Origin of the sequence: Streptomyces pluripotens, from assembly GCF_000802245.2 — a bacterium.
Taxonomy (GTDB): domain Bacteria; phylum Actinomycetota; class Actinomycetes; order Streptomycetales; family Streptomycetaceae; genus Streptomyces; species Streptomyces pluripotens.
In genome coordinates, this window is the sequence record NZ_CP021080.1 from 6,111,083 (window position 1) to 6,124,529 (window position 13,447).

Here is a 13,447-nt window from a genome sequence, read left to right on the forward strand (position 1 = left end):
GTCCCGTACGCCCTGTTCCCCGTCAGACCCCTCTGAGGAGCCGGTTCACCGCACGCCCGAACACCGAGCGCGCCGACCGCTCCAGAACGCCGTCGAAGACACCGGGCAGGAAACGTACGTGCACCTCCTCGCGCCACAGCACCCGGCTGCGGCCCCCAGGCCCCGGTTGCACCTCGATCTCCGCCCAGCCCAGTACGACGCGACCGCGCTTCTCCAGGCGGCACATTCCGGGCTCGCCGTCGGTGGGCGGACGCCAGACCGTCACCTCCATGACGTCGTCAAAGGCCAGCGGGCCGATGCCGGTACGGGCGACGAAGCGGGTTCCTGCACGGGTCGGCGGGGGCGTGAGCATCCTGATCCGGGTGAGCGGGACCGCGCCGGCGTGGTGCGGCCATTCGGTGAGCCGGCGCCACGCCTCGTCCAGGGGAAGCGGGGCTGTGCGGGAGAGAGAGAAGATCGGCACGGCACGATCCTAGGCAACATGATCCCGGGCAACGGTCTTTCGTCATCCCGGTGTTGACACCGCCCGGGCTTCCGACGACCGCCGGGAACCCTTGCCCGGCTGCCGCGGCGTCAGGGCCGATACACCTCGCCCGGCTCGGCCTTGCCGGGCGCCAGTAGCTGGGGGACCGTCACGAAGACGAATCCGCGCCGCTTGAGGGCGTCGATGATGCCGGGTACCGCGGGCACCGTGCCCGGGTAGATGTCGTGCAGCAGAATGATCCCGTCCCGGTCCGCCTGGGCGAGCACGCGCTTGGTGATCAGGGCGGAGTCGTCAGTCGTGTAGTCCTTCGCGGTCACGCTCCACAACACCTCTGCCAGACCCATCTCTTTGGCGATCCGGTGCACGTGGGCGTCCGTACGGCCCTGCGGTGGACGCATCAGCGTGGGCTTGCGGCCGGTGAGCCGCTCGATGGCGTCGTTGGGGCGTTTGAGCTCGTCGCGTATCTGTGCGTCGGATATCCGGGTGAGGATCTTGTGGTCCCAGGTGTGGCTCGCCACCTCATGGCCCTCGGCGGCCATCCGCTTGACCAGGTGTGGGTACTTCTCGATGTGCCGTTTGCCCAGCAGGAAGAAAGTGGCCGGAACCTTCTTCTCCTTGAGGACGTCCAGCAGTCGTGCCGAGTTCTCGCTGGGCCCCGCGTCGAAGGTGAGCGCGATGCACTTGGCCTCACGGCAGTCGACGGTCCCGAACGTCGCGGGCGCCCCGTGTACCGCCTCCGTGCGCGCTGCGCTCGGCGCGGTCGTGTCAACCTGCGCGCAACCGGACAGGGTGAGCGCCAGGCAGACCGCAGCCGAGGCGAACGCGGGCAGACGCAACGTCCGGCGCGTCTCGCGCGTCTTCTTGGTCGCGCGCTTCGGCGTCGGGGTCTTGTCGGTCGAAAGAGACATGCCCGGACTATACACTCAGTGCATAGTGTGTATGTTCGAATATGGTCTGGCTGTCGATGACCGGTCGGCTGCTCCGGAACCCCGCCGCCTTCCCGGACTGCGCCCACCTTCGCGGAGCGCTGCAGCCAGATCGGCGCGGTGTACCCGCTCCGCGGCGTCCGGCTGCACGATCACCTCGGCCGCACGGTTCACCGGCGGTGGCCCGATACCGCCCCGTCGCTCCCTCGTCCCCGCGTACGGACCGGGGTGCCCCGACAGGCGGGGCTCGGCACCGGCCGACCGTGGCCGCGTCGCCCGTGTTCCCCGTTCTTGAGCAGCCGGTCACGCATGGCCGGTCGATCGACCTGTCCCCCCGCACCCCGGAACAGCAGGATCAAGGGGTCCAGCCCACGGCACTCGGCCGTGCCGCGACCTCCGACACACTCGACACCCCGACGAAGGAGTCCGATGACGCCTCTCCGCCTGACCGCAGCCGGCGCATCCCTGGCGCTCGCCGCCCTGGCGGGCGCCGGCCCGGCACGCGCCGCCGCACCAGCCACGGGGCGTGCAGCCGCCTCGGCCCCCGCCGTTCCGGCCTTCGCCGACGGTCACGGACTGACCGTGGTCCCCGGGGCCACCGAGGTGCACTCACCGACCGACTTCACGATCACCGTCACCACGAAGCAGGTGTCCGGAACGCACCGGATCCGCATCCTCCTCCCCGACCGCTACACGGCCGACCCCGATCGCCGCTGGCCGGTCACCTACTTCCTGCACGGCGGTGGCGGCACCGTGGACGACGTCGCAGCCGCACCGGCGCTGCACTCGGACTCCATGATCACGGTGGTGCCGGACGGCGGCCTGAAGGGTTGGTACACCGACTGGCTGATGCAGAACACCGCCGAGGGCGCCGCGAACTGGGAGACCTTCCACCTGTCCCAGGTGGTGCCGTTCATCGACGCCAGCCTCCGTACCCTTCCGGACCGCGCCCACCGGGCCGTCGTCGGGCTGTCCATGGGCGGCTTCGGAGCCCTCCACTACGCCGAGGACCGGCCCGACCTGTTCGGCCACACCGCTGCGCTGTCCGGGGGCATCGACTTCGGTATGTGGCAGATCCGTGCCGCCGTCCTGGCCACCGAACTCAACGTCGAGGGCGCCTGGTGCGCGGTGAGCACCTCCGCCAACTCCTCCGGCAGTACCGCCGACTGCACCGGTGACGGCCCCTACGTCGACAGTGACGCGATCTTCGGCTCCCCCTACCCGGTCCTCAACGCCGACCGCGTCTGGAAGGCCGTCGACCCGGCCGCTCCCGTCAACCTGGCCAAGCTGTCCCACACCGCGATCACCCTTTACACGGGCGGCAACGACATCATCGACGCCCACACCGAGATCGCCTCCAGAACCGTGAAGACCCGCCTGGACCACCTCGGCATCCCCAGTCGCCTCATCGACTACGGAGACGGCAGCTCGCTCGCGCCGACCTGCAACGGCGGCCACAACTACGGCTGCTGGGCCCCCGCCCTCGCCGACTACGTCCCGCGCCTCGAAGCCGCCTTCACGGCGGTTGACGAGAACTGACCGACCCGGGGCCACGGAGGCACGGAGCGGCTCACCAGCCGACGGCCGGTGAGCCGCTCCGTGAGGACCACAGGGATCAGTAGCGGGGCGGCTTGGCGAGCAGGTCGGGGCGGGCGGCGATCTCGGGCTGGTAGACCTCGCTGTCCCATGCCTCGGGAGCGACCTCCTGGAGGGCGATGGAGATCACCGCCGCGTCCACGTCGAAGGCGTCCTGGACCGCCTCGGTGAGGCGGGCGACCAGGCGCTCGCGCTGGGGCTCGTCGAGGTGCTTGGGGAAGTGCTTGATGGTCACATGGGGCATGGGGTTCTCCTTAAGGTCCGCGGATTGCAGTGAGTTGTTTCCAATGGGTCCGTCAGGGGTGCACCTCAGCGGGACGGGGGCCGCCGGGGCGCGATGCCCCCGGTGCCTCCTCCGTCCCGCTGGCTCACGCGGCGGATGGCCTTGGCGAGTTCGTCCACACCGGGGTCCTTCAGGGCGCCGTAGTGGTCGGCCTCAAGCCGGATCGCGGCGATGGGGGGCCCGGTGCGGGCCAGCAGCCGCTCCAGAGGGGATTCCCCGTCGCCGGCAGCGGTGATGATGCCGACGGGGGCCGAGATCCGGTCGCCCTCGGGCAGCCAGCCGTAGGTGCGGCGGACCAGGCGGATGATGCGGCGGACCACATTCGGGTCGGGCCAGCGCAGACGCCGGGTGACGAACTCCGCGAAGGACTCCTCGTCAGGGCCGGTGCGCAGGCACTCCTCCAACAGGGGGCCCTTCGTGGCCGCCGCGAAGACGGAGTAGAGGATGGTGCGGAAGGCGGGGTCCGTGAACAGGTCCCTACGGTCGCCCGCGCTACCGCTGGCACGGTCACCCCCGGCCTCGGTGGCGGCCCTGGCCGTGCGTCGGCCGGTGGGCGTCGTGTCCGGGACCGGGAGACGCAGCCGTGGGGAGCCGGGGGCGATCAGGATCAGTCGTTCCACCTCCTCGCCCGCTCGTTCGAGCTGCCGGGCCGCCTCGAAGGCCACGCGTGCGCCGAAGGAGTACCCCCAGAGGGTGTAGGGGCCGTCGGGTTGGACCGCGCGCAGGGCGCGGACGTCGGCGGCGGCCATGTCGGTGAGGCTGCCGTGCGGGACCTCGCCCTCGTTGAGGCCGTACGCCTGGATGCCGTAGAAGGGCCGGCCGCCGCTCGCGCGGGCGGCGAGCAGGCGCAGGTTCATGGTGTAGCCGCCGAGCCCGGGCCAGCAGAACACCGCATGACCGGCGCTCCCGGTGTGCAACCGGAGCAGCCGGGGTGCGGAGGAGCCCGAGGAAGCGTCCACCCGCTCGGCGAGTTGCTCCACGGTCGGGGCTTCGAAGAACACCTGGAGCGGCAGCGCGGTGCCGAACTCGCTGTTGATGCGGTGCACGAGGGTGACCGCGATCAGGGAGTTGCCACCGCAGGCGAAGAAGTCGTCCCGGACCGACACCTCCTCGCGCTTCATGGCGGCCTTCCACAGGTCGCACAGCCGCGCCTCGGTACGGGTGCGCGGTGGGACCACGGGTCGGTCCTCGCTGATGAGGGCGGCATCCACCCGGGCGGCGAGTGCTTGGACATCCACCTTGCCGTTGGCGGTGTGGGGCAGTCGGTCCAGCACGATGACGCGGCCGGGGACCATGTAGTCCGGGAGGAACGAGACGAGATCGTCCTTGATCATCTCGGCCGGGCCCCTCATGTGGACCGCGTCCTCCTGCATGCCCTGGTGGGCCCGCTGTTCCGCGCTGGTCTTGCCGCCGACGGAGAAGTAGCAGGGGCCGGTGGGTCGCCCCCCGGCGTCCAGGACGGCGGCGATACGACGGGCCGCGGGCAGGTCGTGGCCCGAGTGGGAGCTGTACCCGGAAGACATGAACCCGAGGCCGGAGTCGTTGTGCTGCAGACGCTGCAGGGTGCGGCCCAGGTCGATGTACCGGCGCCAGCCGGGGCCGGACCGGCTGACCACGGTGATCCCGAAGCAGGCCCGCTCGTAGACCTGTTGGTTGATGGCGATGACGTGGCGCTTGAGGACCAGGTCGTCGGAGATCCGCTCCCACCGGCCCTCCCGGTGGAGGTACTGGCCGCTGGGCAGTCCCATCTCGCCGCCCGGGTGGACCTGGAGGTAGACGTCCACCGGGTCGGGTCCGTCCGCCGGGGCGTACGGGGCCAGGGCGAAGGACCCGAGGTAGATGTCGTCGTCGGCGCAGTCCAGCCGGTCGAGGGTGTCTGGGTGGTGGTCCAGTTCCCGCAGTGTGAGGCCGTGACCCGGGAGGATCTCGTCGAAGAGCCCGAGCATATGGCCGGTTTCCATCTCCAGGACTTCCTGGATGTTGTTCTTGTAGACGGGCTCGATGGCGCTCCTGCGGCCGAGGAAGTGCAGTCGTACGCCGGACTCGTCGGGGACGAAGGTGGTGTCCCCGACCCGGACGAGTTGGTGCTGCTGGGGGTGGAAGTAGTACGTGCCGGGTTCCAACCCGGCGGCGCCGCCGGCGGCCTCCACGTAGAGCTGGGTGGCGTAGAGGGAGCCGGGGGAGGCGTAGGCGTACTTCGGGAGCAGCCGCTCCTCACTGTGGTGGGGGCCGAAGTCCCGCAGGATGGTGCCGAGTTCGTCCCGGGTGAGGCTGTCGGGGCGGCGCGGGGCGGTTGCGGGGACTCGGCGGGCGAGCGCCGACAGCACCTCGCCCGCGGTGGCACCGCCTCCTTCGTAGAAGCGGTACGTCTTCCGGGCGAAGGCCCGCCGCCGCTGTTCGGGGGTGGCTTCGGCGCCCGGCAGGGGGACGGTGGGCCGGCCGGCGACGTCGGTGCGGGTACCCGGGGCCGCCAGCTGGGCCTTGACCTGGAGCCTGGACTGCTTGGACAGGTGGTGGTCGCCGGCGTGGCCCTGATCCATCAGGGCGGCCTCGCGGGGGCTGAGCTCGATGCAGGCGACCAGGTTCTGGAAGCCGGTGCGCGGGTCGTCCCGGACCAGCACGGCGGCGCCGCGCACCCAGTCGTGGGCCTCGATGGCCAGGCGTATCTCGTCGAGTTCGACCCGGAAGCCGCGCAGTTTGACCTGGTTGTCGGCGCGCCCGGTGAACTGCACGGTGCCGTCGGGGTTCTGGTGGGCGAGGTCGCCGGTTCGGTAGAGGCGGTGGTGCGGCGACGTACTGTCGGCGGGACCGTCCAGGAAGCGCTCCGCCGTCAGATCGGGCCGGCGCAGGTATCCACGGGCCAATTGGATGCCGCTGATGTAGAGCTCGCCCACCTCGCCCGGTGCGACCGGCCGGCGGTCGGCGTCCAAGATGTGGAAGCGCAGGCCGGGCACGGGCGAGCCGATGGACAGGGAGTGCGGACCCTCGGCGGGGAGGTCCGGCCCCACGGTGCAGGCCGAGGCGTTGATGGTGCACTCGGTGGGGCCGTAGAGGTTCACCAGAGTGCATTCCGGGAGCACGCGGAGAAAACCGCGAGCCACGGACCGGGACAGGGCCTCTCCTCCACTGAAGAGATACTGAAGGGAGGTGCACCGGTGGAGTTCTTCGGTATCGACGAGGGCTTGGAGGAGCGTGGGAACACATTGCAGAGCCGTCACCTGGTGGCGCACCAACATTTCCACGATCTGCGTCGGATTGCGGTGAATTCCAGGGTTTCCGACGACCACTCGGGCGCCGTAGGCAGGGGCCAGGATCTCCCATTGGGCCGCATCGAAACTCATGGGCGTCTTGTGGAGGACGACAGCACCCGCGCCTAGCCCGTAGGTGGTTGCGAACCAGTGCATCTGATGGGTGATGGACCGGTGCTCGATCATCACACCCTTGGGTCTTCCAGTGCTTCCAGAGGTGTAGATGACATATGCGAGGTCACCCGGTTGCGGGGACGGCAGCGGGTCGGTGTCCACACTGGCCAGTTGCTTCTCCGCTTCGTTTACTCCCCCCCGATTGTCGAGCTTCTTGAGATAGTGGTTGGCTTCGTCGATGGTGACGATCAAAGTATCCGGTGGCACCACCCCCGCGAGGCGTTCACGAAGTTCCTCCTGGGCGAACACCACGCGCACACCAGAATTCTCGGCCATGTAACGAAGGCGCTCGTCCGGATAGTCGGGTGACAGTGGTAGATAAGCACCTCCCGCATGCAGAACTCCCCAGATTCCGACCATCAGGCAGAGCGAGGGCTCTGCGCACACGCCCACCACGGTATCGCCAGCGACGCCGAGATGCCGAAGGTAGCGGGCGAGATCCGCAGCCGCTTCCCGCAGCTCACGATAGGTAAGGCTCTCGGCTTCGTGGACCACGGCAAGCCCGTTCGGGTGTGCCGCGGCTTGGCTGGCAAGTCGTTCCACAACACCTGCACCGCCGGTCGAACCGCCGCCGGGATCGTCCATTACTCCCCCTTGATTCAAATGCCTCAACAGTCACTCGACGGCAGGAACTATGAAAGTCGAACAACGCTTTTGGCAAGCTCTGGCCATGATGCGGATAATCAGGAAGGGTCAAGGAACATGATGTATCCGCATATATCCTTCGTAAAGGGGTGCGCAGTCGCACACTCTCAGCCAATCCGGCGGTGCGCAGCGCAGCGATCAGCCATCACCACGCAACCTGTTTGCCCGGTTTGGGGAAATATGCACCCCCGGATTCAGTGCAGTGCGTGGACCCGACCCATCGCGCCGGTGGCACCAGGGCCACACGGTTCGGCAGAGTCGAAGCGTGGAAAGGCGGGAAGGGCGATTCATGTTGGTCAATCAAGGTTCCGTGCAAACGCTTGAAGGGCTGCGGTCCGAACTCGACTCGATCGACGAAGTACTCCTCACCACGATTCGCGACCGGATCGAAAAGTGTGTGGAAATCGGACACTATAAGCGAGAGTACAAGGTGCCCATGATGCAACCGCACCGCATTGGTGTGGTGCAGGAGCGCGCCGCGCGATTCGGCGAAGCATACGGCATCGATCAGGACTTTCTGCGCAGGCTCTATGATCTGGTCATAGAGGAGACCTGCCGGGTGGAGAACCAGGTGATCGGGGATTCCTCATGAGAACGCTTCTCATAGACAACTACGACTCCTTCACATACAACCTCTATCAACTCCTCGGTGAGGTGAACGGAATCCCTCCGGTCGTCGTCAAGCACGGCGAGGACTGGAATGCCCTGGACCTGGACGCGTATGACGCCATCGTCGTCTCCCCCGGGCCGGGCAGGCCGGACCGGGAACGTGATTTCGGCATCAGCGCCCGCGCCATCCTGGACAGCGGTCTGCCGGTCCTCGGGGTCTGCCTCGGCCACCAGGGCATCACCCACCTCTTCGGCGGTGAGGTGGGCCTCGCGCCGGAGCCGATGCACGGACGCGTCTCCGCCGTGCGCCACACCGGCGTAGACGTGTTCGCCGGCCTCCCCAGCCCCTATGACGTGGTCCGCTACCACTCGTTGGCCGCCACACGCCTTCCGGGCGAACTGGAGGCGATCGCCTGGACCGACGACGGCGTGGTGATGGGGGTGCGCCACCGTACCCTGCCGATCTGGGGCGTGCAGTTCCACCCGGAGTCCATCAGCAGCCAGTACGGCCGCGAACTCCTGGCGAACTTCCGCGACCTGGCACTCGCCCACGGCCGCCGCGCCCCCCACACCGCCGTCGGGGCGTCGGGCGCGAGCGCCACGGCCCCGTACGCAGTGCACGTCGCGAAGGTGGACGCGCTGCCCGACACCGAGGCCGCGTACCAGGCCCTCTTCGCAACCGGTTCGCACGGCTTCTGGCTGGACAGCAGCAGGGTCATCGACGGACTGTCCCGCTTCTCCTTCCTGGGCAACGGCAGCGGTCCGCTCGCCGAATACGTCACCTACCGGATCGCCGACGGCGTCGTCAGCGTCCAGCGCCCCGGTCAGCCCGAGGCGGGCGGGGAGATCATCTCCCAGGGGTTCTTCGACTACCTGGACGAGCAGCTCGGCCAGCGGGCGGTGCCGACTCCGGAAGGCTTGCCCTTCGACTTCAACCTCGGCTACGTGGGCTATCTCGGCTACGAGTTGAAGGCCGAGGCCGGCGCGGTGGCGACGCACAAGGCAGAAACCCCGGACGCCGCAGTGCTCTTCGCGGACCGGATGCTCGCCGTCGACCACGCCGAGGGCAACTGCTACCTGCTGGCGCTCTCCCACGGCGGTGATGACGCCGACGCCCTGAGCTGGCTGGCCGAAACCGAGCAGTCGCTGCGCCGCCTTCCCACCCCCGCAGGCCGTTCGGCGCAGGGACAGGCCCGGTTCAACGGCACCGGCATGACGGATCCGGCCGCCGCCGGCATCGTCCACCTCGGCCACGACCGCGAGGCCTACCTGGACCGGATCGTCCGCAGCATGGAGGAGATCCGGCAGGGTGAGACGTACGAGGTGTGCATGACCAACACGGTCACCATGAACGCCACCATCGCCCCCCTGACCACCTACGGGTATCTGCGCCAGATCAGCCCGGTTCCTTATGGCGCCCTGCTGGACTACCCAGGCGTGGCCGTCCTGAGCGCCTCTCCCGAGCGCTTCATGACGATCGGCACGGACCGGGTCGCCGAGTCCAAGCCGATCAAGGGCACCCGCCCGCGTGGCGCGACCCCGGAGGAGGACGAGGCGCTGCGCCAGGACCTGCTCGGCCAGGAGAAGGACCGCGCCGAGAACCTGATGATCGTGGATCTGATCCGCAACGACCTCAATGTGGTCTCCGAGATCGGATCGGTGCACGTGCCGCGACTCTTCCACGTCGAGAGCTACGCCCCTGTGCATCAGCTGGTGTCCACCATCCGCGGCACCCTGCGCTCCGGTGAGACGGCCGTCACCTGCGTGCGGGCCGCCTTCCCGGGAGGCTCGATGACGGGTGCGCCGAAGCTGCGCACCATGGAGATCATCGACCGGCTGGAGGGGAGCGCCCGCGGGGTCTACTCGGGCTCGCTCGGCTGGTTCTCGCTCAGCGGCGCGGCCGATCTCAACATCGTCATCCGCACGCTGGTGGCCACCGAGGACACCGTCAGCTTCGGGGTCGGCGGCGCCATCGTGGCCCTCTCGGACCCCGAGGAGGAGTTCGAGGAGACGGACGTCAAGTCACGAGCGATGGTGAGTGCCGTGCTCGCCACCATGCGGCGCGACCCGTCCGGTGCTGACGCGGACGCCCACCCGGAAGCGGCGGCGGAACTGGCCGCGGTGACCGTCCAGTCCGCTGGGGAGGCACCGTGATCAAGCGTGCCGTGGTGGTCGGCGGTGCCGGAGCCGTCGGGCAGCTGTTCGCTGAGCGGCTCCTCGCCTCGGGCGCGGCGGTGACCATCGTGGATCCGGTGGCACCGGGCAAGACCCCGGACGGAGCAGTGGTCGGGACGGGGACCGGGGAACACGCCACCTGGATGCGCGGTGACATCACCGCAATGGACTTCCGCCTGGCTGCCGAGATCGGTCATGCCGACCTGATCGTCCTGGCCGTGCCCGAGCCGGTGGCGATCGCCGCGGTCCACGAGATCTGCGAGGAGTTGCGGCCCGATGCCCTGCTCGTGGACACCCTGTCCGTCAAGCAGTCCATGGCTGCGGCACTGCGCGCCCGGGCACCCGGTGTCCAAGCCGTCGGTCTGAACCCGATGTTCGCCCCTTCCCTCGGCTTCGAGGGCCGGCCGGTGGCAGCGGTGGTCGTCACCGAGGGCCAGCGCACCGGGGACCTGCTCACCCTGGTGGAGAGCTGGGGGGCCACGGTGGTCCGGGTCGACGCCCAGCGCCACGACCGGCTTGCCGCCTCCGTACAGGCCCTCGTCCACGCCGCCGTACTCGGCTTCGGGCTCGCCCTGGCTGAACTGGACGTGCCTGCCGCGGACGTACGCGCGGCCGCGCCGCCGCCCGCGAACACGCTGCTCGCGCTGCTCGCCCGGATCGCCTCCGGAACACCCGAGGTGTACTGGGACGTTCAGCACGGCAATCCCGAGGCCGCCGCCGCCCGCTCCGCACTGGCCGGCTCCGTCCGCCGGCTGGCCGAGATCGTCGAGCACGGCACCGAGGCCAGCTTCGCGGAGGCCCTCGCCACGCTCCGCGAGCACCTGGGCGAGGACCTCGCCCACCACCGGGACACCTGCGCCGCGCTCTTCGAGCAGGTCTGACCGTCTCCCCTCACCCGTCTTCAGCTGTCATTTCCCATTCTCCCGACGCCCCTTGGAGGGTTTCCGATGACCACCTTCGCTCCAACCGTCCTGACTCCGGAGCAGCGTGCCGCCGTGGCGGCCGACGACCGCATCGGCGGCGGCAACCTGTTGCGCTCGGCGCTGGCCGTGAACCCGGCGCCCAATGAGCCGTTCATCCACGCCGCCCGCCCGATCACCACCTGCGAGGGCGAAACCAAGCACGACTTCAGCCTCGCCGAGTTCGATGCCCTGGCGCAGAGCTGGTCGGCTTGGTACCTGGCCCAGGGCGTCCAGTTCCGCGACCGGGTGGCGGTCTGGTTCGAGGACTCCATCAGCTATTCGCTGCATTTCTACGCCCTGGCCCAGATCGGTGCCGTGGCCCTGCTGATCAACTCCAACGCGTCGAAGGCCATCGCGACCTCGCTGATTGAGCAGACCTCCCCGGTCGGCCTGTACGCCGACCGGGACCGGCTCGACCTGCTCGGCGATGCGGTCGGCGACCTGGGCCTGGCCTGGGTCCAGTCCGCCGAGGAACTGCCGGCCCCGCCGGCCGCGACCCTCGACGAGGCCTCGTACTGGAAGCACCACGACGAGGACCCGGTTGCGATCCTGCACTCCTCGGGCACCACGGGTCGTCCGAAGCCGACCATCCACACCCACCGCTCGATCGTCGCCGGCCCCAAGTTCCGCCTGGTCGACCACGTGGAGCAGCCGGGCTCGGTGATGATGACCGCCCTGCCCCAGTCGCACCTGGGCTGCGTCGCCTTCACGGTGTTCGCGGTTCTCGGCGGTACCCCGATCGTGGCGCTCAGCGACGGCAGCGGCGAGGAACTGGCCGCCGCGGTCCTCAAGCACCGTCCCACCGCGGTGATGTCCTTCGCCCATGGCTACGCCGAACTGGCCAACGCCGAACTGGAGCCGGGCGCGGTCGACTCCGTGGACGTGTGGGTGTCCATCGGGGACGCCGTCCACCAGGCTCACATCACCAAGGTGCTGTCGATGCGCAGCACGGACCTCAAGCCCTCCGCCTTCTACGACCGTCTGGGCACCACCGAACTGGGCTGGGGCGCGCTGCTGAAGATCCGTACGCTGGACAGCGAGCGCAACGACCGCTGCGCGGGCAAGCCGGTCGGCGTCTCCGAGGTGACCATCCTGCGCAGGGACGGCAGCCACGCCGACGACAACGAGATCGGCCACCTGGCCGCGAAGGGTCCGGCCATCACCCCCGGCTACTGGGGCGACTCCGACACCACCTACCGGTACAAGCTGTCCGGCTACTGGCTGCCGGGAGACATGGCCTACCGCGACTCCAACGGCGACTACTTCCTCGTGGACCGGGCCGCCGACGCCATCCACACCGAGAGCGGTACCGGCTACTCGGTCTTCATGGAAGAGGTCATCCTCAACGACGTGCCGGACACCGGTGACGTCGCCGTCATCGCGGGCCGCGCGGACGGCCGGGTCGTCCCCGTGGCGGTGGTCACCGTCGGCCAGGGTGCGCCGGAGCCGGAGAAGCTGCTGCTGCAGGCCAACGAGGCACTGGCGGCGGCCGGACACCCGCTGCTCGGCTTCTTGGAGATCGTCAGCGACGAGGCCGACTTCCCGGTCGGGGTGACCGGCAAGGTCCTCAAGCGCCGACTCCGGGAGAAGTACGAGGACCTGCGCGCCCACGCCAAGGCCCCGCAGGGCAAGTCCTTCGCCGCGGCCTCGGGGGTCCTGGCATGACCGACACCGCCGCCACCCTCGCCGGGCAGACCACGGCCGCCCCGGCCCGTCGCACCGGAAACCGCGCCCAGGTCGACTTCTACTTCGACCCGGCCTGCCCCTTCGCCTGGATCACCTCCCGTTGGATCCTGGAGGTGGCCGAACTGCGCGAGATCGACCTGCGCTTCCGGGTGATGAGCCTGTACGTGCTCAACGAAGGCCGCGAGCTTCCCGAGTGGTACCGCACCCTGGTGGACAACTCGCTCGCGCTCACCCGGATCTGCACGGCCGTGGCCCAGCAACACGGCGAGGAGGCGCTACCGGGCCTGTACACCGCGCTCGGCACGCGCATCCACAACGGCGGCAACAAGGACTACCGTGCCGTCGCCGCCGAGGCCCTGGCCGAGCAGGGGCTGCCGGAAGCCCTGCTCGCCGCGGCCGACACGGACGCGTACGACGAGGCGCTGCGCAAGAGCCACCACGAGGGCATGGACCCGGTCGGCGAGGAGGTGGGCACGCCCACCATCCACATCGACGGAGTCGCCTTCTTCGGCCCGGTCCTCAACTCGATCCCACGGGGAGAGGAGGCCGCGCGGCTCTTCGACGGCGCGCGCGCCCTCGCCAACTACCCCGACTTCTTCGAGCTGAAGCGGACCCGCACCGGGAAGCTCCGCTTCGACTGAGTGGACCGGCCCGGTCGA

10 protein-coding genes are annotated in these 13,447 nt (G+C 69.3%); 6 read left to right on the forward strand and 4 right to left on the reverse strand.

All coding sequences use genetic code 11. From position 1 onward, the window contains the following. Positions 1 to 22: 22 nt before the first annotated feature. Positions 23 to 463: an SRPBCC family protein gene (locus LK06_RS27155; RefSeq protein ID WP_039648397.1), complete on the reverse strand. Its 441-nt coding sequence runs from the start codon at positions 461 to 463 to the stop codon at positions 23 to 25. A gap of 110 nt (positions 464 to 573) precedes the next feature. Next, entirely contained in the window at positions 574 to 1,392 is an 819-nt protein-coding gene (locus tag LK06_RS27160; RefSeq protein WP_039648395.1) for a polysaccharide deacetylase family protein, read from the reverse strand. A 447-nt stretch (positions 1,393 to 1,839) separates the two neighbouring features. On the opposite strand from LK06_RS27160, the gene LK06_RS27165 reads away from it, so the two are divergent. Further along, positions 1,840 to 2,949: an alpha/beta hydrolase gene (locus LK06_RS27165; protein ID WP_052269691.1), complete on the forward strand. Its 1,110-nt coding sequence runs from the start codon at positions 1,840 to 1,842 to the stop codon at positions 2,947 to 2,949. A 76-nt stretch (positions 2,950 to 3,025) separates the two neighbouring features. On the opposite strand, the gene LK06_RS27170 is transcribed toward LK06_RS27165, so the two are convergent. Both LK06_RS27170 and LK06_RS27175 read right to left on the reverse strand, forming a co-directional pair. Further along, positions 3,026 to 3,250, reverse strand: a complete 225-nt coding sequence (locus LK06_RS27170; RefSeq protein WP_039648391.1) for a tautomerase family protein — start codon at positions 3,248 to 3,250, stop codon at positions 3,026 to 3,028. A gap of 65 nt (positions 3,251 to 3,315) precedes the next feature. Next, on the reverse strand, positions 3,316 to 7,296 hold the full coding sequence (locus LK06_RS27175; RefSeq protein ID WP_052319009.1) for an amino acid adenylation domain-containing protein: 3,981 nt from the start codon (positions 7,294 to 7,296) through the stop codon (positions 3,316 to 3,318). A gap of 325 nt (positions 7,297 to 7,621) precedes the next feature. Between LK06_RS27175 and LK06_RS27180 the strand changes: the two genes are divergently transcribed. From LK06_RS27180 to LK06_RS27200, 5 genes are all read left to right on the forward strand, one after another. Beyond that, entirely contained in the window at positions 7,622 to 7,948 is a 327-nt protein-coding gene (locus LK06_RS27180) for a chorismate mutase family protein (RefSeq protein WP_234367519.1), read from the forward strand. Next, a complete protein-coding gene (gene pabB / locus LK06_RS27185; RefSeq protein WP_063891050.1) occupies positions 7,945 to 10,119 on the forward strand; it encodes an aminodeoxychorismate synthase component I in 2,175 nt (724 codons plus the stop codon). Before LK06_RS27180 ends, pabB begins: the two co-directional genes overlap by 4 nt. Further along, a complete protein-coding gene (locus LK06_RS27190; RefSeq protein ID WP_039648387.1) occupies positions 10,116 to 11,021 on the forward strand; it encodes a prephenate dehydrogenase/arogenate dehydrogenase family protein in 906 nt (301 codons plus the stop codon). Before pabB ends, LK06_RS27190 begins: the two co-directional genes overlap by 4 nt. A gap of 66 nt (positions 11,022 to 11,087) precedes the next feature. Next, entirely contained in the window at positions 11,088 to 12,767 is a 1,680-nt protein-coding gene (locus tag LK06_RS27195; RefSeq protein ID WP_078859004.1) for a class I adenylate-forming enzyme family protein, read from the forward strand. Continuing rightward, positions 12,764 to 13,429: a mycothiol-dependent nitroreductase Rv2466c family protein gene (locus tag LK06_RS27200; protein WP_052269689.1), complete on the forward strand. Its 666-nt coding sequence runs from the start codon at positions 12,764 to 12,766 to the stop codon at positions 13,427 to 13,429. Before LK06_RS27195 ends, LK06_RS27200 begins: the two co-directional genes overlap by 4 nt. Positions 13,430 to 13,447: the final 18 nt, after the last annotated feature.

What these genes read in the sequence shown, in the direction of transcription:
- LK06_RS27160 (WP_039648395.1), bottom strand. Translation starts at nt 1,392, where the DNA reads ATGTCTCTTTCGACCGACAAGACCCCGACGCCGAAGCGCGCGACCAAG.
- LK06_RS27165 (WP_052269691.1), top strand. Translation starts at nt 1,840, where the DNA reads ATGACGCCTCTCCGCCTGACCGCAGCCGGCGCATCCCTGGCGCTCGCC.
- LK06_RS27170 (WP_039648391.1), bottom strand. Translation starts at nt 3,250, where the DNA reads ATGCCCCATGTGACCATCAAGCACTTCCCCAAGCACCTCGACGAGCCC.
- LK06_RS27175 (WP_052319009.1), bottom strand. Translation starts at nt 7,296, where the DNA reads ATGGACGATCCCGGCGGCGGTTCGACCGGCGGTGCAGGTGTTGTGGAA.
- pabB (WP_063891050.1), top strand. Translation starts at nt 7,945, where the DNA reads ATGAGAACGCTTCTCATAGACAACTACGACTCCTTCACATACAACCTC.
- LK06_RS27195 (WP_078859004.1), top strand. Translation starts at nt 11,088, where the DNA reads ATGACCACCTTCGCTCCAACCGTCCTGACTCCGGAGCAGCGTGCCGCC.
- LK06_RS27200 (WP_052269689.1), top strand. Translation starts at nt 12,764, where the DNA reads ATGACCGACACCGCCGCCACCCTCGCCGGGCAGACCACGGCCGCCCCG.